At 67.3% G+C, this 20,596-nt stretch carries 20 protein-coding genes; 8 read left to right on the top strand and 12 right to left on the bottom strand.

Annotated elements, in window-relative coordinates; all coding sequences use genetic code 11:
- Positions 1-36: 36 nt before the first annotated feature.
- Positions 37-2,436: a DEAD/DEAH box helicase gene (locus QE393_RS12870; RefSeq protein ID WP_310043874.1), complete on the bottom strand. Its 2,400-nt coding sequence runs from the start codon at positions 2,434-2,436 to the stop codon at positions 37-39.
- Between the two features lie 180 nt (positions 2,437-2,616).
- Here QE393_RS12870 and QE393_RS12865 point away from each other — a divergent pair, with 180 nt between their 5' ends.
- From QE393_RS12865 to QE393_RS12855, 3 genes are all read left to right on the top strand, one after another.
- Positions 2,617-3,978, top strand: coding sequence for a cation:proton antiporter (locus QE393_RS12865; RefSeq protein WP_310043872.1), 1,362 nt, complete (start codon positions 2,617-2,619; stop codon positions 3,976-3,978).
- Between the two features lie 29 nt (positions 3,979-4,007).
- On the top strand, positions 4,008-4,634 hold the full coding sequence (locus QE393_RS12860) for a hemolysin III family protein (RefSeq protein ID WP_310043871.1): 627 nt from the start codon (positions 4,008-4,010) through the stop codon (positions 4,632-4,634).
- A gap of 144 nt (positions 4,635-4,778) precedes the next feature.
- Positions 4,779-5,177, top strand: a complete 399-nt coding sequence (locus QE393_RS12855; protein ID WP_158892742.1) for a septal ring lytic transglycosylase RlpA family protein — start codon at positions 4,779-4,781, stop codon at positions 5,175-5,177.
- Positions 5,178-5,183: 6 nt separating this feature from the next.
- Here QE393_RS12855 and QE393_RS12850 read toward each other — a convergent pair whose 3' ends face one another.
- The gene (locus QE393_RS12850) at positions 5,184-6,200 is read right to left on the bottom strand and encodes a GGDEF domain-containing protein (protein ID WP_310043869.1); all 1,017 of its coding nucleotides are present in this window, start codon (positions 6,198-6,200) and stop codon (positions 5,184-5,186) included.
- 244 nt (positions 6,201-6,444) lie between these two features.
- Here QE393_RS12850 and QE393_RS12845 point away from each other — a divergent pair, with 244 nt between their 5' ends.
- Positions 6,445-7,077, top strand: coding sequence for a DJ-1/PfpI family protein (locus QE393_RS12845; RefSeq protein ID WP_310043867.1), 633 nt, complete (start codon positions 6,445-6,447; stop codon positions 7,075-7,077).
- Positions 7,071-7,694 (top strand): glutathione S-transferase family protein, encoded by a 624-nt coding sequence (locus QE393_RS12840; RefSeq protein WP_310043865.1) that lies wholly within the window; start codon positions 7,071-7,073, stop codon positions 7,692-7,694. The genes QE393_RS12845 and QE393_RS12840 overlap by 7 nt, the downstream gene beginning before the upstream one ends.
- A 15-nt stretch (positions 7,695-7,709) precedes the next feature.
- On the opposite strand, the gene QE393_RS12835 is transcribed toward QE393_RS12840, so the two are convergent.
- Both QE393_RS12835 and QE393_RS12830 read right to left on the bottom strand, forming a co-directional pair.
- Positions 7,710-8,570 carry an ion transporter gene (locus tag QE393_RS12835; protein WP_310043863.1) on the bottom strand — a complete coding sequence of 287 codons (861 nt, stop codon included), beginning with the start codon at positions 8,568-8,570 and terminating at the stop codon, positions 7,710-7,712.
- A gap of 72 nt (positions 8,571-8,642) precedes the next feature.
- Positions 8,643-9,629: a LysR family transcriptional regulator gene (locus tag QE393_RS12830; RefSeq protein ID WP_310043860.1), complete on the bottom strand. Its 987-nt coding sequence runs from the start codon at positions 9,627-9,629 to the stop codon at positions 8,643-8,645.
- A gap of 240 nt (positions 9,630-9,869) precedes the next feature.
- Between QE393_RS12830 and QE393_RS12825 the strand changes: the two genes are divergently transcribed.
- From QE393_RS12825 to QE393_RS12815, 3 genes are read left to right on the top strand one after another with little or no spacing between them, the layout of a single operon-like run.
- Positions 9,870-11,165 carry an MFS transporter gene (locus QE393_RS12825; RefSeq protein ID WP_310043859.1) on the top strand — a complete coding sequence of 432 codons (1,296 nt, stop codon included), beginning with the start codon at positions 9,870-9,872 and terminating at the stop codon, positions 11,163-11,165.
- Positions 11,166-11,181: 16 nt separating this feature from the next.
- Complete coding sequence (locus tag QE393_RS12820) at positions 11,182-12,411, top strand: Zn-dependent hydrolase (protein ID WP_310043857.1); 1,230 nt, start codon at positions 11,182-11,184, stop codon at positions 12,409-12,411.
- A 1-nt stretch (position 12,412) separates the two neighbouring features.
- Entirely contained in the window at positions 12,413-13,432 is a 1,020-nt protein-coding gene (locus tag QE393_RS12815) for a histone deacetylase family protein (protein WP_310043856.1), read from the top strand.
- A 42-nt stretch (positions 13,433-13,474) separates the two neighbouring features.
- Here the strand turns inward: QE393_RS12815 and QE393_RS12810 are convergent, their stop codons facing one another.
- The 8 genes from QE393_RS12810 to QE393_RS12775 form a co-directional block, all read right to left on the bottom strand.
- A complete protein-coding gene (locus QE393_RS12810; RefSeq protein WP_273807744.1) occupies positions 13,475-13,822 on the bottom strand; it encodes a cupin domain-containing protein in 348 nt (115 codons plus the stop codon).
- 102 nt (positions 13,823-13,924) lie between these two features.
- Positions 13,925-14,953 (bottom strand): ABC transporter substrate-binding protein, encoded by a 1,029-nt coding sequence (locus tag QE393_RS12805; RefSeq protein ID WP_187979971.1) that lies wholly within the window; start codon positions 14,951-14,953, stop codon positions 13,925-13,927.
- Positions 14,944-16,080: an FAD-binding oxidoreductase gene (locus tag QE393_RS12800; RefSeq protein ID WP_310043855.1), complete on the bottom strand. Its 1,137-nt coding sequence runs from the start codon at positions 16,078-16,080 to the stop codon at positions 14,944-14,946. The genes QE393_RS12805 and QE393_RS12800 overlap by 10 nt, the downstream gene beginning before the upstream one ends.
- Positions 16,077-17,438 carry an FAD/NAD(P)-binding oxidoreductase gene (locus QE393_RS12795; RefSeq protein ID WP_310043854.1) on the bottom strand — a complete coding sequence of 454 codons (1,362 nt, stop codon included), beginning with the start codon at positions 17,436-17,438 and terminating at the stop codon, positions 16,077-16,079. The genes QE393_RS12800 and QE393_RS12795 overlap by 4 nt, the downstream gene beginning before the upstream one ends.
- Entirely contained in the window at positions 17,435-17,725 is a 291-nt protein-coding gene (locus QE393_RS12790; protein ID WP_310045634.1) for a (2Fe-2S)-binding protein, read from the bottom strand. The genes QE393_RS12795 and QE393_RS12790 overlap by 4 nt, the downstream gene beginning before the upstream one ends.
- A gap of 17 nt (positions 17,726-17,742) precedes the next feature.
- Entirely contained in the window at positions 17,743-18,537 is a 795-nt protein-coding gene (locus QE393_RS12785) for an ABC transporter permease (RefSeq protein ID WP_273807740.1), read from the bottom strand.
- A 4-nt stretch (positions 18,538-18,541) separates the two neighbouring features.
- On the bottom strand, positions 18,542-19,408 hold the full coding sequence (locus QE393_RS12780) for an ABC transporter permease (RefSeq protein ID WP_310043850.1): 867 nt from the start codon (positions 19,406-19,408) through the stop codon (positions 18,542-18,544).
- Complete coding sequence (locus QE393_RS12775; protein WP_273807737.1) at positions 19,405-20,424, bottom strand: ABC transporter ATP-binding protein; 1,020 nt, start codon at positions 20,422-20,424, stop codon at positions 19,405-19,407. The genes QE393_RS12780 and QE393_RS12775 overlap by 4 nt, the downstream gene beginning before the upstream one ends.
- Between the last annotated feature and the right edge of the window lie 172 nt (positions 20,425-20,596).

The following is a 20,596-nucleotide window of genomic DNA, read 5'->3' as shown; positions in this document are numbered from 1 at the left end:
GTTGGGCTTCGCTGCGCTCAGCGCCAACCTACGAAATTAGCGGCCGAAGCGTCCGCCACGGCGTTCGCCCCGTCCCTGGCGGCGCTCGCCCTTGCCTTTGCCCTGGCCCTTCTCCTGGCCACGTGGCCGCCGCCGGCGCGACAACTCCCGGGTGATGGCGTCGTTGAGCAGGTCGCGATGATCCTGGCCGCGTTCCAGGGCCGGAAACAGCTCGGGCAGGCTACGCGCCAGGTGCAGATAGGTCTCCACCACGTGCAGGGCGCTTTCCAGCCCGGCGAGATCGGTGCCCATGGGGATGCGCGGCAGGTCCACCGGCTCGCCGCGAGCGACGCTGCGCAGCCAGCGCTGAGCCTGGCCGCTGGCCGGGCCTTCCAGGCCGCCGCGGATCGGCGTGCAGGCGAAGATCCAGCGCAACTGGAAATCGATGCCGGGCAGGTCGATCAGCTTGATCCACTCGGCCAGCTCGTCGGGCAGTACCGAGACGAAGGCGTCGCCATAGTTGATGTTGCGATTGAAGGTCAGCCAGGTGCGCAGCAGGCTGGGCTCCTCCATGAACTCGGACAGCGCGCGCAGGTGCTCCAGGCTCGGCCGCACCTGGAACTGGTGCAGGTCCACCGGATCGTCCGGACTGTGGAACAGCCGCTTGATGTTGCGCAGTACATGGGGCTCCAGCGCGGTGATCTCGCCCTCGGCATGGTGACCGAAACGCCCGGCGCGACCGCCGATCTGCTTGACCTCCTGCACCCGCAGTGGACGGTTCTCCACCCCGTCGAATTTCTCGTCGGTGTAGAAGCACAGGGTGTGGGCCGGCAGGTTGAGGCCCATGCCCACCGCATCGGTGGCGACCATGATCTCGGTCTCGCCTTCGCGGAAGCGGCGCGCCTGCTCCCGGCGCACCTCCGGCGAGAGGGCGCCGTAGACCACCGAGACCCGGCGGCCGGCCATCTCCAGCAGGCCCTTGAGTTCCAGCACCACCCGCCGGCTGAAGGCCACCAGCAGCGAACCCGGTTCCAGGCGTTCCAGGGTGGTGGCGTGGCGCGCCACCGTGACCGGTGACAGGCGCTTGGTAGGCTTGATCTCCAGACGGTCCTCGCACAGGGCGCTGAGGGTGCGCAGCGAGGGCTCGATCAGCGCCGGACCGGTCATCAGCAGGCGTTTGGTGTGGGCGCTGACCAGGGCATCGACCCAGGCCCAGCCGCGCTGCGGATCGGCCAGCATCTGCACCTCGTCGACCACCACCACCTCCCACTGCTGGCGGCGGAAGCGGGCGAATTCCTCGACGGTGCAGCAGAAGTGGGTGGCGCCCGGACGGATGATCTCCTCCTCGCCGGTGACCAGCGAGCAGGGTACGCCCAGGGATTCCAGGCGCTCCTGGTTTTCCAGGGCCATCAGCCGCAGCGGCGAGAGGTAGATGGCATGGGTCACCGCCGCCATGGCCTCGATGGATCTGTGGGTCTTGCCGCTGTTGGTGGGGCCAAGCAGGGCAGTCCAGGTGCGGGTCAGCCGCCGGGCCGGATAGTTCTGGTGGTACTGGCCGAAGCGCGGGTTGTTTTCCAGCAGCACGGCGAAGGCCATCTTCTCGCGCTGCTGGGTCACGGCGTGGCGCAGGGCCCGGCGCAGCTTGTCGGCTTCCAGGCGCATCAGCTCCTGCAGACGCGGCGTGCCCAGCTGGTGCAGGTCGAAGTCCAGGGCATCGGCTTCGCCCACCAGCACGGCGAAACGCTCGCGCAGGTCCGCCTCGGCTTCGGCCCTGAGCGCGGCGACATCGGCAGCGCCGAGCAGGCGGCCCTGGTTGGCCGCCAGCCGCCGGGGGATCTCCAGGCGAATGTCCTCGTGGGTCAGGACCACGTTGAATCTCAGTTCGTGGCGCGTCTCGTTGAGCACCTCCACCGCCCGCGGCAGGAAGTCGTCCAGACGGATCAGCGCCTGGGGCACCCGCTCCAGTACCCGCTGGCGATCCTCGTCGGCCATCTCGGCGAAGGGCGCCGCCAGGAGGCCCAGACGCTCGCGCACGGCATCACCTAGGCGCTCGCTGACCGCGGCGGCGAAGGCTTCGGCGCAAGCGCTGTCAGCCAGATTGAGCGCCCAGTGGGGTTCGAGCAATTCGCTTGCCGCGCCGCCGGTAAAGAGCTTTTCACTGCCGAAGACATCCACCGCATAGCCGAAGGTCTTGCCGGCACCGAGCAGCGCCTGGCCCAGCAGGCTGTCGGGATCGGGCGCGCTGCCCGTAGCCACTGCGGCGGCTTCGTCCAGACCCAGCCAGAAGGCCTTGGCGATCCGCCCCAGGTGCGGCAGGGGATAGCCCGAATAGGGCTTGAACCAGAGTTCCTGGTGCTGTTGCCGGGCGACGAAGTCGGGATAGGTGCGGCCGGCCCAGTCGAGGAAGCGCTGCAGGCGTTCGAGGCGGCGTTGCTTGCGGAGGCGGTGATCGCTCATGCGAGGAGAGACTTTCCTTGAGGACTATAGGGCATGGGACCCCGGCCATGGGCACGGGGTCACGGCTGCGCGCACCATTCGGCAGATAGGGGGCACCGTGGCTGCGTTTGCGCAGTCTCCATCACAAGGGTGGCATTCGCTACCCGCTCTCCTTCTTCTGTTCTGGATCACGCTACCCACATGACATTTCTCGTCTGGGTCGGGGTATTGGGATCGCTGTTGATGATCCTGGCCCTGACGTCCGCCTATCTGCGCTGGCTGCCGGTCACCACCTCGGTGGTCTGTCTGGCCTTCGGCATGCTGATCAGTCCCATTGGCCTCGGACTCGCCGAGGTCAATTTCCAGCAGTCAGCGACCTGGATCGGTCACCTCACCGAGGTGGCGGTGCTCTTTTCGCTGTTCGTCAGCGGCCTCAAGCTGCGCCTGTCCTTTCATCGCTCCTCCTGGCACGGCGCCTACCTGCTGGCCGGGCCGGTGATGATCCTCAGCATCGCCGGGGTCTGCCTGGTGGCCCACTATCTGCTCGGCCTGCCCTGGGGCGTGGCCCTGCTGATCGGCGCCATCCTCGCGCCCACCGATCCGGTGCTGGCCGGGCTGGTGCAGGTCAACCACGCCCAGGATTTCGACCGGGTACGCTTCGGTCTCTCCGGCGAGGCGGGCCTCAACGACGGCACCGCCTTTCCCTTCGTGCTGCTCGGCCTGCTGCTCCTGCAGCACGGCGAATTGCAGTGGGGCTGGACCCTGGAGTGGTTCCTCAAGAACGTGGTCTGGGGCGTGCCGGCGGGCCTGCTGCTGGGCTATGTCATGGGCAAGGGGGTCGGGCGGCTGATGATCTTTCTGCGCACCCGGCATGGCGACAGCACCATCTCGCCCAATGACTTTCTCGCCCTGGCGCTGATCGCCCTGTCCTATGTGCTGGCCGACGAGATCGGCGCCTTCGGCTTTCTCGCGGTGTTCGCCGCCGGCCTGGGCCTGCGCCAGGCCGAGGTACAGACCTCCGGCCATGCCGAAGTACCCTCCGAGCACCTGGCGCAGCCGGTGATCGGTCATCTCACCGGGGCGCCGGAGCGCGCCACCGTGGCCAACGCCGAGGACATCGAGGAGCCGCGGATGGCGGCCGGGGTGATGATGGGCGACATGCTCGCCTTCGGCAGCCTGGTGGAGCGCTCCTTCGAGGTACTCCTGGTGACCCTGCTCGGGGTGGTGCTGATCACCCACTGGGACAGCCGCGCGCTGCTGCTGGGCGCCTTGCTGTTCGTGGTGATCCGCCCGCTGGGCGTGGCTACCATGCTGCCCTTCACCCGCATCGATCGCCACCAGGGTGCGCTGATCGGCTGGTTCGGCATCCGTGGCATCGGTAGCCTGTATTATCTGTGCTACGCGCTCACGCATCACGTCACGGCCGACTGGGCCGGGACCATCGTCGACCTGACCCTGTCGGTGGTGGCCTTGAGCATCGCGGTCCACGGGATTTCCATCCAGCCGCTGCTCGACCGCTACGAGCGCCTCACTGCCCGTCGCGAGGGCTCGGCGAGACCCTGAGCCCGTTTGCGACCTATACCGGAGGACGCATGTATCACGGCGAACGTCTCAATGCCTGGACCCATCTGGTCGGTGCCCTGCTGGCCCTGGCCGGCGCCATCACCCTGGTGGTGCTGGCCAGCCTGCAGGGCGATCCCTGGCGCATCGTCAGCGTGGCCATCTACGGGGTCGCGCTGGTGATCCTCTACAGCGTCTCGACCCTCTACCACAGCGTGAAGGGCCGCGCGAAACGCCTGCTGCAAAAGCTCGATCACCTGTCGATCTATCTGCTGATCGCCGGCAGCTACACGCCGTTCTGCCTGGTAACCCTGCGCGGGCCCTGGGGCTGGACGTTGTTCGGCATCGTCTGGGGCCTGGCGCTGATCGGCATGGCGCAGGAGCTCAAGCCCCGTTCGGAGGCGCGCATCCTGTCGCTGGTGATCTACGCCGTCATGGGCTGGATCGTGCTGGTGGCAGTGGGACCGCTGCTGGACCGCCTGGGCGGTGAAGGCTTCGCCTGGCTGGCGGCCGGCGGCGTGCTCTATACCGTGGGCATCCTGTTCTTCGTCTTCGACGATCGCTTCCGCCACTGGCATGGCATCTGGCATGGCTTCGTCATGGCCGGCAGCGCGCTGCACTTCGTCGCCATCCTCCGCTACGTGCTGCCGACGTCCTAGGCGGGTCTTGAGGGGTCCGTCACAGATATGGCGGCCTATGGCCATACTTCGCGAACCCTTGGGTAGCGGAGCGGTTCAGAGATAGCTGAATCCACTCCCCAGTGCGTTGCTTTCCCAAAACGAAGAAGAAGAGGAAGGTGAAACGTGTTCAGCCGTCCCAGATTTCTTGTATTGCTCCTGTTGCTCGCCTGCAGCGCCTGCCAGGAAAAGGATGCCAAGACCGTCGCCGCGCCGATCAAGAAGGAAGCCAGCTTCGAGCAACGCGGCAAGGCCTCCTTCTATGCGCGCAAATTCCATGGCAAGGAAACCGCCAGCGGCGAGACCTTCAACAACAACGAGCTGGTCGCCGCCCACAAGACCCTGCCGCTTGGCACCCGGGTCAAGGTGACCAACCTGGAAAACGATCGTGCCGTGGTGGTGCGCATCAACGACCGCGGCCCCTATATCCGCGGCCGTATCATCGATCTTTCGCGCGCCGCTGCCCGGCGGGTGGACATGGTCGACGACGGCACCACCGCGGTGAAGGTGGAAAAGCTGGAGTAGCGACCCTCAACGGATCCAGACGGTCTGGTCCTTGCCCTGGCGCTTGGCCCGATAGAGCCCTTCGTCCGCCTGGCGCAGCAATTCGTTCAGCGACAGCTCCGGCGCGAGCCGTAGCGCCCCGGCACTGAAGCGGATACCCAGGGGCTCGGCTTCAGCCAAGCGCCTGCGCAGGGTTTCCAGCAGCTGACTGACCCGCGCCTCGTCGAGGTCGCGGATCAGCAGGCCGAATTCCTCGCCGCCCAGCCGGCCGCCTTGCAACCGCGGATCGAGCTGATCGAGTTGCCGCGCCGTGGCGAACAGCACCTGGTCACCGACCTGGTGGCCGTGGCGGTCGTTGATCTCCTTGAAGTTGTCGATATCGAGCATGACGAAATGCCTGGGCGCCTGCCCGCTCTCGCCGCGTGCCGCGTCGACCTGCTCGAGGAGCTTGCGGCGGTTGGCGATTCCGGTGAGTTCATCGGTCTCCGCGAGAATCCGATAGCGCTCCTTGAGAATGAAGGTCCGCCGCATCCACTGGCTGTTGGCATGGTTGTAGGCGATGCCGATGGCCAGGGTGGCACTGACCAGCAACCCGACCAGCTGCACCGGCATGGCGGCGGGTATCAGCTGGGCCTGACCGGCGAAGAGGATGAAGGCGGCGCCGGCGAGGGTGATCAGGTAGTGGGAGAGGCGATAGGTCAGGCCGCAGGTGCCCAGCACGACGGCGACGGCGATGGGGAGATTCCAGTAGTGACCCAGGGCGCCACCATCCTGGATCTGGATGCGGAAGGCGAAGACGAGCGCCCAGATGTTGCCAGTGAAGGTCAGACTCATCATGCGCGCGCTGCGCGCCACGCCGAGCAGGGCGCTGATCCCCAGCAACAGCAGCATCACCGCGAAATAGCGCGTCTTGTAAGGACTGCCGATCAGCGGATTGCTCCACAGACTCAGCGGCCACATCGCCAGCATCAGGGGCTGCAACACCAGCAGGGGCGTGCGCAGCACCCGGCGGACATGCTGTTCATAGCGAATATCGTCGTCCATCGACATCTCGGAAGGGGATAGGGCCGCTGGACGATGGCAAATCGGCCGATGGCTCGGCCAGGGTGCGTCACTGTAATGGCTAAGTGCTAGTGCCTCCAAGTAGGAAAGGGGTGCTATTGCCCGCCGTAGAGCGGTTTGCCGATGACTGGTCTGACTGTATGGCCAGCCTGGCGCAACACTGTATCTGGCCGACGCCCGCCCGTGAGGCCGAGACTCTTGCTTCACCCCGCGCCCTGGTAGCCCCATGCACCTCGCCATCCTCACCTTCGACGGCTTCAACGAACTGGACTCCCTGATCGCCCTGGGCCTCCTCAATCGCATCAGGCGTCCGGACTGGCGGGTCTCGCTGATGGCGCCGACTCCCTGCGTGACCTCCATGAACGGCGTTCGCCTGGAGCGTCAGGCCGGCTTCGACGAGCTGACGGACTGCACCGCCGTGCTGGTGGGCAGTGGCAGCCGTACCCGGGAACTGGCGCGAGACGCCGCGCTGCTGGAACAGCTGGCGGTGCTCGATCCCGGGCGCCAGCTGATCGGTGCCCAGTGCTCCGGGACGCTGCTGCTGGCGCGCCTCGGCCTGCTCGACGGCGTACCCGGCTGCACCGATCTCACCACCAAGCCCTGGGTGCAGGAAGCCGGCATCGAGGTGCTGAATCAGCCCTTCTTCGCCCGCGGCAACCTGGCCACCGCTGGCGGCTGCCTGGCTTCCAGCTACCTGGCGGCCTGGGCCATCGCGAGGCTGCTGGGCCGCGACGCGGCGGCCGAGGTGCTGCATTACGTGGCACCGGTGGGCGAGAAGGAGGACTATGTGCAGCGCGCGCTCGGCAATATCGAGCCCTATCTCAGCCATCCATCCCGGGAGGTCGACTCGGCATGCTGAAGATTCTTGGTCGCGTCTCTTCGATCAACGTACGCAAGGCGCTCTGGTGCCTCGATGAACTGGGCCTGGGCTATGAGCGCGAGGATTGGGGCGCCGGCTTTCGCTCAGCGCAATCCGCCGAGTATTTGCAGTGGAATCCCAATGGCCAGATCCCGGTCCTGCTGGACGGCGACTTCGTGCTCTGGGAGTCCAACAGCATCCTGCGCTACCTGGCCAACGCCCATGGCGGCGAGGCGCTGTATCCCACCGCACCGCGCGCCCGAGCGCGGGTCGATCAGTGGCTCGACTGGCAGGCCTGCGAACTCAATCCGGCCTGGAGCTATGCCTATCTGGCGCTGGTGAAGCAGCAGCCACCGGAACCCGATCCGCAACGCCTGGCGCAAGGCATCGCCGCCTGGAACGGGTGCATCGCCATTCTGGACGCGCACCTGGCGCAGCATGGCCCCTACGTGGCCGGCGAACACTTCAGCCTGGCCGACATCGCCCTGGGCCTGTCGCTGCACCGATGGCGCAGCACCCCAATGGAGCGCATCGCGGCGCCGGCGATCGAGGCCTATCTCGAACGCCTGGCCACGCGCCCGGCCTGGGCCTGCTATGCGAGCACTGCCACGCCCTGAGACGCAGCGTCTGGGCTAGTGGGCCGACTCCTCCGGCTGGCTCTTCTCCGTAGGAGGGAACAGCGGATTGCCGCAGCGGTTGCAAAAGGAGGAATCGGGTTCGTGGGTAGGCTTCTGGCAGCGTGGACAGTCGCGCTGCAGCGTGGCGCTGCGCATGGCGTTGGCCAGCTCCGCGGTAAAGATGCCGGTGGGCACGGCGATGATCGAATAACCGGTGATCATGATCATCCCCGCCAGGGTCTGGCCCAGCGCCGTCTTGGGCACCATGTCGCCGAAACCCACGGTGGTCAGGGTCACCACTGCCCAGTAGATGCTGCGCGGGATGCTGGTGAAACCATTGGCCGGTCCTTCGATGACGTACATGAAGGTGCCGAACATGGTCACCAGGGTGCAGATGGCCAGCAGGAAGACGGTGATCTTCTGCCGGCTGCTGCTCAGCGCCACCATCAGGAAATCCGCCTGGCTCAGGTAGGGCGTCAGCTTGAGTACGCGGAACACCCGCATCATCCGCAGCACCCGGATGACCAGGAAATACTGGGCGTCGGGCATCAGCAGGGCGATGAAGGCCGGCAGCACGGCCAGCAAATCGATGAAGCCGTAGAAACTGGTGACGTACTGGCGCGGCCGGGGCGCGCAGATCACCCGCAGCAGGTATTCGATCGCGAAGAGGCCGGTGAAGATCCATTCCAGTCCATAGAGCCAACTGCCGTAGCGCAGGTGGATGGCCTGGATGCTGTCCAGCATCACCACACCCAGGCTGGCCATGATGATCGCCAGCAGCAGGGTGTCGAAGAGTCTTCCGGCCGGGGTGTAGGTGTGGAAGATGATGACGTACAGGCGCTCGCGCCAGGTACCTGGGCGAGGGTAGGGATCCATGGGCGCTCCTGGGCAGGGGTATCCAACGGACCAGCATAGCAAGACCCTTCCCGCTGACCGAGTGAATGTGCCCTAGAGCCGTCCGGCCACCTCGGTAGTCGCCAGGAGGTGCTGGAAGCCGTCCAGCAGCGCCGTTTCCGCCTGGGTCATGCGCTGCTCGCGGTGCCAGAGCAGGTGCACGTCGACATCGGCCACGCCTTCGCCCGGCGGCAGTCGCCAGAGTTCGCCGGCGGCCACGTCATCGGCCACTACATGCTGTGGCAGACAGCCGATGCCGTAACCGGCGCCGACCAGGCGGCGGATTTCTTCCAGGCTGGGTGAGGAAGCGACGATCCGTCCGGTGAAGCCCTGCTGGTCGCGAAAGATGGTGAGCGGCGAGAGGCTGCCGCCAATCTGGTCGCTGGTGAAACTGACGAAGTTCTCGCCCTGCAGATCGGCCAGCGACAGGTCACTGCGCCCGAACAAGGGATGGCGACGTCCGCAGAAAAAGGCATAGCGCTGCTGCAACAGCACCCGTTGCTCCAGTTTTGGCTGAGGAATACGGCAGAGGGCGAGGCCCAGGGTCGCGGTCTTCTGCAGCAGGGAGCTAATGATGTCCGAGCTGCGCATCACGTCGATCTCCAGTTCCACCCGTGGAAAGCGGCGGTGGAAGTCGGCGAGGAAGTCGTCGTAGCAGCGCGACTGGATGCGGCTGATGGTGAGCATCCGCACCTTGCCCACCACGGTTTCCGTTGAGCGCTCCAGCGCAGCGCCGAGGCGGGAGACGTTGCCATAGAGATCGCTGGCGATGCGGGCCACCTCTTCGCCGGCCTCGGTGAGGGCGAAGCGCGGCCCCCGGCGAATGATCAGCGCCCGATCGAGTTGTTCCTCCAGCCGCTTGAGGGCCTGGCTCACTGCCGGCTGAGTCAGGTGCAGCCGCGCGGCCGCACGACTCACGCTGCCTTCCTGGACGATCACCAGATAGGTGCGCAGAAGATTCCAGTCCAGCCGATCGTTGAGAAACCGCCGGCCGTCGTGCAAGGGCGCGGGGGAGAGCGGTTCATTTTGATTATTAGTCATGCTTATAAATAAGTATAAGAATTAGAAAATTGACTAATCTTAGCCTGCCAAGGGATAACGACGTCAAGGCGCCCCAGAACGCTCCTGCATTCTTCTTCCTCTCCTGCCCAACAAGAACGATACCTCCAGGAGTGCTGCGTCCATGTCTCCCTGATTGCGCCTGCCCATCGCTCTCCGTGCGTCCGGCCTTTTAATCCGCCGCGCCGCCCCTCTTTCCGGCAGTCGATAGGAGCACCCTGCATGCCGTCCACCTCATCTCGCCGCCAACCCAGGCGCGCCGCCGCCGCTGCTTTCGTGGGCACCACCATCGAGTGGTACGACTACTACATCTTCGCCACGGCCGCCGCACTGGTCTTCGGCCAGCTGTTCTTTCCCTCCGATGACCGCTTGCTGAGCACCCTGGCTGCCTTCGGTACCTTCGCCGTGGGGTTCTTCGCCCGGCCATTGGGTGGTCTGGTCTTCGGCCATATCGGCGACCGCATCGGCCGCAAGAAATCCCTGATCGTCACTCTGCTGATGATGGGCGTGGTCACCGTACTCATCGGCGTGCTACCCACCTACAGCCAGGCCGGCGTCTGGGCGCCGATCCTGCTGATCCTGCTGCGGGTGGTGCAGGGCATCGCCGTGGGTGGCGAATGGGGCGGCGCCGTGCTGATGGCCGGCGAGCATGCACCCGCCGGTCGACGTACCTTTTTCGCTTCCTTCGCCCAGTGGGGTAGCCCGGCCGGCCTGATCCTGTCGATCATTGCCTTTCGTAGCGTCACCAGCCTGCCGGAAGAGGACCTGCTCGACTGGGGCTGGCGCCTGCCGTTCCTGGCCAGCGCGCTGCTCCTGGTGGTCGGCCTGGCCATCCGCCTGGGCGTGGACGAGTCCCCCGAGTTCGCCGAGATGAAGGAGCGCCAGGAAACGGCCAAGGCGCCGGCGGCCGAAGTGCTGCGTACCGCCTGGCGTCCGCTGCTGCTGTGCATCGGTGCCAATACCCTGGGCATCGCCGGGGTCTATTTCACCAATACCTTCATGCTCAGCTACACCACCCAGGTGCTGGAGTTGTCGCGCTCGCTGATCCTTGATTGCCTGCTGTTCGTCGCCCTCATCCAGTTCCTGGTCCAGCCGCTGGCCGCACTGCTCGCCGAGCGCCTGGGCAGCGCACGTTTCCTGCTGTTGATCTCGGCCCTGGCCATGGCCTCGCCCTATCCGATGTTCGTCCTGGTCAAGACCGGCTCGGCGCCGCTGATCGTGCTGGGAATCGCCCTGGCGGCCGCCTGCATGGCGTCCTTCTATGCGGTGATCGCCGGCTTTGTCAGTGGCGTCTTCGCTACCCGGGTGCGCTACACCGCCATCTCCATGGCCTACCAGGTCTGTGGCGCCATTGCCGGTGGCCTGACACCCATGGTCGGCACCCTGCTGGCCCATCGCTTCACGGGCGAGTGGTGGCCGCTGGCGGTCTTCTACTCCCTGCTGGCCGGCCTGTCGCTGCTGTGCGTGGCGGCCCTGGCGCGCCGTCGGGAGGCCACCGCCCATGTTTCTCCCGCCTGAGCACAAGGAATCCAGCATGTATAAAGTTGATGGCGAGCGCCTCTGGCAGAGTCTGGCCGCCATGGCCGAGGTCGGTCCGGGCGAGGCCGGAGGCAGCAGTCGCCTGGCCCTGACCGAAGAAGATCGCCAGGGTCGGGCGTTGTTCAGCCAGTGGTGCGTGGCCGCCGGCCTCAGCCTGACGGTGGACCCTGTCGGCAACCTGTTCGCTCGTCGTCCGGGTGTTGATGAGCAGGCCGCGCCAGTGGTCATGGGCAGCCATCTGGACACCCAACCCAAGGGCGGGCGCTTCGATGGCGTCTATGGGGTGTTGGCCGGGCTCGAGGTGATGCGCAGCCTGAACGACGCGGACATCCAGACCGACCGACCCCTGGAAATCGCCGTCTGGACCAACGAGGAGGGTGCCCGCTTCACGCCGGCCATGCTGGGTTCCGCGGTCTTCACCGGGCAGTTGCCCCTCGCCGCCGCCCTGGCGACCTGCGACCGTGACGGCATCTCCGTGGCCACGAGTCTGGAACGCACCGGCTATGCCGGCGACCAGCCGTTGGGGCGGTCCTTCGATAGCTATTTCGAGGCCCATATCGAGCAGGGCCCGGTTCTCGAAGACGAAGGCCTGGCCGTGGGCGTGGTCACCGGGGGCCAGGCGATCTGCTGGCTCGACGTGTGCGTCCGGGGCACCGCGGCCCACGCCGGCACCACCCCCATGGCTAGGCGCCGGGATGCCCTGTTCGGCGTCGGTCGGATGCTGGCTGCGCTGGAGGATCTCGCTTCTCGCTTCGGCGACGGACTGGTCACCGTGGGGCAACTGGACGTGGCGCGCTCCTCGCGCAACACCATCGCCGGCGAGGTGCACTTCACCCTGGACCTGCGTCACCCCCGGGACCCGACCCTGGCAGCGCTGGAAACCGCCGCACGCGAATGCCTGGCCGCCGTGGCCGCGGAGCGCGGATTGTCGCTGGACGTCCAGCGGCACTGGCTGAGCCCTGCTACCCCCTTCGCCGCCGACTGCGTCGCCGCCGTACGCGACGCGGTCCAGGCGCTGGACTATCCCCACCGCGACATCATCAGCGGCGCCGGTCACGACGCCATCCACCTGGCCAGGCACTGCCCCACGGCGATGATCTTCATCCCCTGTGCCGGCGGCCTGAGCCACAACGAGGCCGAGTCGGCCAGTTTCGATGACGTCCGCCGCGGCGCCGACGTCCTGTTCAATGCCGTGCTGGCCCGCGCGGGCCATCAGGAGAGATGACATGAAGACCTTTTTCCATCCCGATCAGCGCCTGCATCATCCGCGCAGCTACCTGTCCCGTGGCCAGATGCGCACCCCCCAGGAGGTGCCGGCCCGCCTCGACGCCTTGCTGGCCGCGGTGGAGCGGCTGGGCTATCCCCTCGAACAGCCGGCGGATCACGGCCGCGCACCGCTGCATGCCGTGCACGGCGAGGCCTATGTGACCTACCTGGAGAATGCCTATCGCGACTGGCACCAGGTGCCCGAGGACTGGGGTGACGAGGTGATGTCGAACATCTATGTCCGCGAGAACAACCCGCTGCGTGGCATCCTTGGCCAGACCGCCCGCTACCTGGCGGACGGCAGTTGCCCGATCGGCGCCCAGACCTGGGCCGCCGTCTATGGCTCCGCGCAGAGCGCGGTCGCCGCGGCGCGCTGCGTGCGGGACGGCGCGCCAGCCGCCTATGCGCTCTGTCGCCCACCGGGGCATCATGCCCGGGCCGAGGCGGCCGGCGGTTTCTGCTACCTGAACGGCGCCGCCATCGCCGCCCAGGAGTTGCGCGCGCGCTTCGCCCGGGTCGCCATCCTCGATACCGACATGCACCACGGCCAGGGTATCCAGGAAATCTTCTACGACCGCGACGACGTCTATTACCTGTCGATTCACGGTGATCCGACCAATTTCTATCCGGTGGTGGCGGGCTTCGCCGACGAACGCGGCAGCGGGCGGGGCGAGGGCTGCAACCTCAATCTGCCGATGCCCCACGGCGCCTCCGAAGCGGACTTCTTCGCCCGGCTGGAAGAGGCCGAGACGGCGCTGCGTGAATGGGCGCCGGACGTGCTGGTGCTATCCCTCGGCTTCGACATCTACGAAAACGATCCGCAGTCCAAGGTGGCGGTGAGTCAGGCAGGGTTCGGCGTGCTGGGCGAAAGGATCAAGGCCCTGGGGCTGCCCACGGTGATCGTGCAGGAAGGGGGATACGACCTGAAAACCCTGAGCGACAATGCCGAGCGGTTCTTCCGCGGTTTCGACGGTCGCTGACCGCAGGCCCCGGCCTTGGCGCCGGGGCCTGTCCTGGCCTGATCAGGCAAACACGAAATACTTACGCACCGTCTCGACCACTTCCCAGGTGCCCTTCATGCCGGGCTCCACGACGAAGATGTCGCCGGCCTTGAGGTGGATGGGTTCCTGGCCATCGGGGGTGATGATGCAGTAGCCCTCCTGGAAGTGGCAGTACTCCCACTTCACGTAGTCGACGCGCCACTTGCCGGGGGTGCAGATCCAGGTGCCCATGATCTTGCTGCCGTCATCGGAGGTGTAGGCATTGAGGTTGACGGTATGGGGCTCGCCTTCGATGCGCTCCCATTTGCAGGCATCGACCACGGGCATAGGTTGGGTGTCGCGCAGAACGGTGATGGGCGGGTTGGCCATGGCGGCTCTCCTGGTGATGGAAGCCGCCAAGGGTGAGGGGTCGCCCCGGACCGGAGTTGTCCAGGGTCGACCTCTAGCGGTGCGTTTGCGCTATCCGGCCGACTAGCGCTCCACCTGCCGATTCCAGCGCGCATTCCACTGCGGCCGTACCTTGTTGACCTCGTCCCAGTCGATGGTCACGGCGGTCTTCAGGTAGTTCTGCATGGCGTCCACCTGGCCGCGGGTCTTGTCGGTGGTGGGGGTGTTGGGATTGGACGGGATCTGGTCGCCCAGTTCCAGCGCCGGGGCCTGGGCCTCCGGGGTCAGCAGGTACTCAGCCAGTTGCTGGGCCAGCTCCGGCTGGTCGTTGTTGGCGGTCACGCATTCGGCGACGTTGAGGACCACGGCGCCTTCCTTGGGCGGCGCGTATTCCACCGGGATGCCCTTGAGCTTGAGCGCGGTGACCTGGGTGGGCGTCAGCGGGAACAGCGCCGCCTCGTCGGTCTGCACCATCTCCGAGAGCTTGGCCGAGCTGGGGATGTACTCCAGCACATTGGGGCCGACGGTGGTGGGCCAGGCCTTGAAGCCGGGGTCGACGTCCTGCTCGGTGCCGCCCTTGAGGCGGTTGAACATCAAAAAGCCGTGCAGGCCGAAGGTCGACGAGGACAGCGACTGGAACACCACCTTGCCCTTGTACTTGGGGTCGGCGAGGTCCGCCCAGGAGGTCGGCGCCGCCCAGCCCTTGTCCTTGAACAGCCGGCTGTTGTAGGCCAGGCCGGTCACGCCCAGGCTGACGGCGGCGGCCTGGTCCTTGATCTTGGCCTTGTCGGGAATCTGCGCCAGGCTCGCGCTGGGCTTGAGCGGGCTGCACAGGTTCATGCCGATGGCGCGGTACATGATGCCGTCGTCGAGGAACATCACGTGGATCGGCGGCTTCTGCGGACTGGCCTGGACCTTGGCGAGGATGTCCGCCGAAGTACCGGGCACGATCACCACCTTGACGTTGTGCGCCTTCTCGAAGGCGGGCAGCACGCTGTCGGCATAGAGGCGCTCCATGGTGCCGCCATTCATGCCGAGATAGAGCGTCGGTTCGGCCACGGCGGCCAGGGGCAGGCCGGCGAGGGCCACGAGCAGGGCAGGGGTCAGGCGCATGATTGGGAACTCCTGGGCTGGGAAGGGAAACGGGCGATGGAAAAGGCCTGCAGGCTGTGCCGGGGCGCGCCCTGCAGGATGCACTCGGCCAGGGCTTCGCCAGCCGCCGGCCCGATCTGGAAGCCCGCGCCGGCAAAGCCGAAGCCGTGCAGCAGGCCGGGAGTGGTGAGACTAGGGCCGAGCACCGGCTGGTGGTCCGGCAGATAGCCCTCGACGCCGCTCCAGGTGCGGATCGCCTGGGCACCGGTCAGGGCCGGATAGAGTTCGGCGGCGTTTCTCAGGATGTCGAGGATGGCCAGCTGGCCGGGGCGGGCGCGGTCGGCGTCGAGGGCGAAACCGCGCCCGCCGCCCAGCACGCAATTGCCGCGCGCCACCTGGCGAGCATAGATGCCACCGCCTTCCACGCCGGTGCTGGCGGTCATGAACGGGGGCAGCGGTTCGGTCACCAGCATGGCCGGATGGGCCGCGGTAAGGGGTACCGGCTCGCCGAAGCGGGCGGCCAGCTCCGCGGCCCAGGCGCCCGCGCAATTCAGCAGCCAGGGCGCGCTCAAGGTCAGGCCGCTGTCGGTGCGGAGCTGGAAGCGCTGGCCGTCGTGCTCGACGGCGGTCACGGCGGTCCGCTCGAGGATTCGGGCGCCCGCCCGGGCAGCCGCCTGGGCGAAGGCCGGGGAGACCAGCCGTGGATTGGCGTGGCCGTCCTCCGGGCAGAAGGAGGCGCCCACGGCGATGTCGCCGACCCAGGGAAAGCGCCGGCGCAATTCGCCCCGGTCGAGCAGTTGCAGATCGAGGTCGAAGCCCTGGCTGGCCTGGGCATAGGCCTGCAGGGAGGCGAAGTCGGTGTCGCTGCGGGCCAGTTTGAGGTGGCCGGATCTGAGGTATTCGCCATCGGTACCCAGCAGGTCTTGCAGACCGCCCCAGAGCTGATGAGCGCGACTGGACAGTGGCAACTGCACCAGCGGGCGGCCCTGGCGGCGCACCCCGCCGTAGTTGACGCCACTGGCCTGGGCGCCGCAGAAGTTGCGTTCCAGCAGGGCGACGCGCTGGCCGCCCTGCGCCAGGAACAGCGCCGCGCTGCTGCCGACGATGCCGCCACCGATGATCAGGACATCCACGTCCAGCCGGCTCATGGCGCCAGCTCCACGCCGAAGGGCAGCGGCTTGATCGGCGCCTGGGCGCGCAGCCGGCCGATCTGGTCCGGCGGGCGACCACTGGCGCAGGCGATCAGCTCGGCCGCCGCGGCGCCGCAGATGCGCCCCTGGCAGCGGCCCATGCCGACCCGGCAGGTGGCCTTGACCCTGTTGATCTCCCAATGGCCCTGGCCCACGGCGGCGCGGATCTCGCCCGCGCTGACCTGTTCGCAGCGACAGACCATGAGTTCGTCCGGCGCCTTGGCCGCCCAGTCCGCGGGGAAGGGGAAGGCTCGCTCCAGGCCCTGGCGAAACACCTCGAAGCGCGCCAGCCGTCCTTGCAGGACCTGGATGCGCGCCCTGTCCACCGGCACGCCCCGATCGTCCAGCAGACTCAGGGCCGCCAGTTCGCCCGCCAGTTCGGCGGCATCGGCGCCCTGGATACCGGCGCCATCGCCGGCCAGGTAGACCCCGGCCTGGCTGCTGCGACCGCCGTTGTCCCGCACGGGCAACCAGGCGCGATTGAGGCCACTCCAGGCGAAGTCGCACCCCAGCAGGTCGGCCAGTTGCGTCTCGCTGCGCAGCGTCTGGCCGAAGCCCAGGGCGTCGCACTCCAGTCGATGCGCCTCACCATCGGCAGCGCGCCAGCGCACGGCAGCCACCCGGCGTTCACCTTCGACGGCGAGGAGCTCGGCGCCCTGGTGCACGGGTACGCCATGCAGCGCCAGCCAGCTGCGGTAATAGAGGCCCTTGGCAAAGATGGCCGGCTGGCCGAGCAGGGCCGGGGTGGCCGCGGCCTGGTCGCGGAAGGGCGCGCTGTCCAGTACCGCCAGTGGCTTGGCCCCGGCCTTGGCGTATTGATAGGCCACCAGATAGAGCAGCGGGCCCGTCCCGGCCAGTACCGGACGGCTGCCGATGGCGCAGCCCTGGAACTTGAGCGCCACCTGGGCCGCGCCGAGGCTGTAGACGCCCGGCAGCGTCCAACCCGGCACGGGCAGGATGCGGTCGGTGGCACCGGTGGCGACGATGACCTGGTCGAAGGTCAGGCGGTCGACGTAGCGGCCTTGGCTCAGGGTATCCAGGGCGCTTTGCTCGGCATTCCACACCAGGGTGTCAGGCCGATAGTCCAGCGCCGTCTGCACCTCGGTCAAAGCACCGTGCAGTGCCTGGGCCTTGCCGGCTTCGAAGCCGTACAGCGCCTTTGGCGGACGCTGGAAATTGTCCGGTTGCTGGCGATAGATCTGGCCGCCGCCGCGGGCGCTTTCATCCAGCAGCACCGGCTCGAGGCCATGGGCGACCAGGGTCTGGGCCGCACGAATGCCCGCCGGCCCGGCGCCCACCACCACGACGGCGCTCATAGCGGCCGCCCCGGGTCGCGACTGATCGCCTGGCCCGCTTCGAGAAAGGTGGCGCAGGCGCGCACCCGGCGGCCGTCGGCCAGGCGCACCCAGCAGTCCTGGCAGGCGCCCATCAGGCAGAAACCGGCGCGGGGTTCGCCGCCGAAGTCGCTGCCACGCAGGTGATCGCTCTGGGTCAGGATGGCGGTGAGCAGAGTATCGCCCTGCAGGCCCTCGGCCGGCTGGCCGTCGAGGGTGAAGGCCAGGGTCGGGCGGTCGCCTTCGGCCACTCGCTTGAGCAGTGCCATGGAGAGGTCTCGGCTGTTCATTGTTTGCCCACCAGCACGCGATCCAGGCCATAGACGCGGTCGAGCAGGATCATGGTGGCCGCGGTGAGGGCGATCACCAGGGCCGACACCGCCGCCATCATCGGATCGATGGATTCGGTGGCGTAGACGTACATCCGCACCGGCAGGGTCTGGGTCGCGGGGGAGGTGACGAAGATCGACAGGGTCACCTCGTCGAAACTGTTGATGAAGGCCAGCAGCCAGCCGCCGGCCACCCCGGGCAGGATCATCGGCAGGGTGATGCGGCAGAACAGCGTGGTGCGACTGGCGCCCAGGCTCTCGGCGGCCTGCTCGGCGCTGCGGTCGATGCCGATGGCGGCGGCGATCACCAGGCGCAGCACATAGGGGGTGATCACCACCACGTGGGCCAGCACCAGCCAGCTGAAGCTGCCGTTCACCCCGAGCAGGGCGAACAGCCGCAGCATGGCCACGCCCAGCACCAGGTGCGGGATGATGATCGGCGAGAGGAACAGGCCGTTGAGAAAGCCCTGGCCGGGAAAGCGGTAGCGGGTGATGGCCAGCCCGGCCGGTACCGCGATCAGCGTCGCCAGGGTCGCCGACAGCGCCGCCAGCTGCAGGCTGTTGTAGAAGGCGGTGAGGAAGTCCGCCCGTTCGAACACGGCGGCGAACCAGCGCAGCGAGAAGCCGGAGGTGGGCAGGCTGAGGGTGTTCTCCGGGGTGAAGGCCACCAGGCAGACCACCACCAGCGGCGCCAGCATGAAGACCATCACCAGGGTATGGAAGGCGAGCCCGAGCGGGCCGTTGCGGGTCATGAGGTCAGACTCCCAGGGCACGTTTGTAGCGGCGTTCCACCAGGCGATTCCAGCCCAGCATCACCAGCAGGTTGAGCAGCAGCAGGGCCACCGCCAGGGTGGCGCCCATCGGCCAGTTGAGTTCGGCCAGGTACTGGTCGTAGATCAGGGTGGCGACCATCTTCAGCCGGCGTCCGCCGAGCAGGCCGGGGATGGCGAAGGAGCTGGCGGCCAGGCCGAAGACGATCAGCGTCCCCGACAGCACCCCGGGCATTACCTGGGGCAGCACGATGCGCCGCAGCACCGTCAGGTGACTGGCGCCCAGCGACAGCGCGGCCTGCTCGGCGGCAGGATCGAGCTTCTGCAGCGAGGTCCACACCGGGATGATCATGAAGGGCAGCATCACGTGGACCAGGCCGACGATCACCGCGAAGGGGGTGTAGAGCAGCTTCAGCGGTCGCCCGCCCAGGGCCACGATGGCCTGGTTGACCAGCCCGTCGGCGCCCAGCAGCAGACTCCAGCCAAAGGCGCGCACCACCACCGAGATCAGCAGCGGCGTCAGCACCAGGATCAGGAAGATCGAGCGCCAGGGCGCGCCCATGCGACTGAGGACGATGGCCTCCGGTACCCCGATCAGCACGCAGAGCAGGGTGACCAGGGCGCTGATCCAGAAGGTGCGCAGGAAGATCTCGTAGAAATAGGGGTCGCCCAGCAGGCTGATGTAGTGCGCCAGGGTGTAGCTGCCTTCCTTGATCCCGGTCTCGTAGTCGAAGACGTTGAAGGACAGCGCCAGGGTCAGCGCCAGGGGCGCCAGCAGCAGTCCGGCGAACAGCACCAGCGCCGGGGCGCTGAGCAGATAGGCGCGACCGGTGCCGCGCAGCAGGGTGCTCATGCCGCGGCCTCCGCGGCTTCCAGCCGGCGCAGCAGACCGTCGTCCCAGTGCAGCCCGACACGCTGCCCTTCGTCCAGCGGCGGCAGCCCATCGTTGCTGCGCAGCACCGAGACCTCGCCCAGCGCCGTCTCCAGGCGATACAGCCACTGGCTGCCGAGGAAGAAACGGGTCAGCACCCGCCCTTGCAGACGCCCCTCACCGGCAGGGCGCACCTCGATCTTTTCCGGCCGCAGCGAGATCGCCAGGGCGCCGCCCGCGGTGATCTGCGGCCGACCCTGGGGATCCAGGCTGCCGGGCAGCAGGTTGGCCTTGCCGACGAAATCGGAGATGAATCTGTTGCGCGGGTGTTCGTAGAGGCGATAGGGCGCATCCACCTGGGTGATGCGCCCGGCCTCCATCACCACCACCCGGTCGCTGATGGACAGCGCCTCGGATTGGTCGTGGGTCACCATCAGGGTGGTGATGCCCACCTCGCGCTGGATGCGGCGGATCTCGAACTGCATCTCCTCGCGCAGATGGGCGTCCAGGTTGGACAGTGGTTCGTCCAGCAATAGCACCGGGGGTGCTATCACCAGCGCCCGCGCCAGGGCCACCCGCTGGCGCTGGCCACCGGAAAGTTCGCGCGGATAGCGCTCGGCGTGCTGGCCCAGGTGCACCAGGCCCAGGGCTTCCTCGACGCGCCGCGCCAGTTCGGCGCCCGCCACCTTGCGCATGCGCAGGCCGAAGGCGACGTTGTCGCGCACCGTCATGTGCGGAAACAGCGCATAGCTCTGGAAGACCACTCCGAGGCCGCGACTGGCCGGCTTGGCGTGGGTGATGTCCTGGCCGTCGAGGAGGATGCGCCCGCTGCTGACGTCGACGAAGCCGGCGATCATCTGCAGGGTGGTGGTCTTGCCGCAGCCGGAGGGGCCGAGCAGGGAGACGAATTCGCCGCGCTCGATGGCCAGGGTCGAACCGGCCACCGCGTAGCTGTCGCCGTAGCGCTTGCTGAGATTGTCGAGAGTCAGGAAAGCCATGGCCGCAATGCTCCTCCGGTCGCGCCCACGGGAGAGGTGGGCAAGGTATGGGCAGGGCGAAAGACAGCCTGGATCTGGGACGTTGGCGCTCGCTCGATTGGCGGCGTCCGGTGATTGTGAGTATCGCCCTATGGACCTGAAGGTAAGGGCGACCTAGGATGCAGGACAAGCA

The organism is Pseudomonas sp. SORGH_AS_0211 (assembly GCF_031453455.1).
In the GTDB taxonomy this organism is placed as follows: domain Bacteria; phylum Pseudomonadota; class Gammaproteobacteria; order Pseudomonadales; family Pseudomonadaceae; genus Chryseomonas; species Chryseomonas aestiva.
Note: the sequence above shows the minus strand (reverse complement) of the source record. Positions and strands in the feature narration are given on the sequence as shown.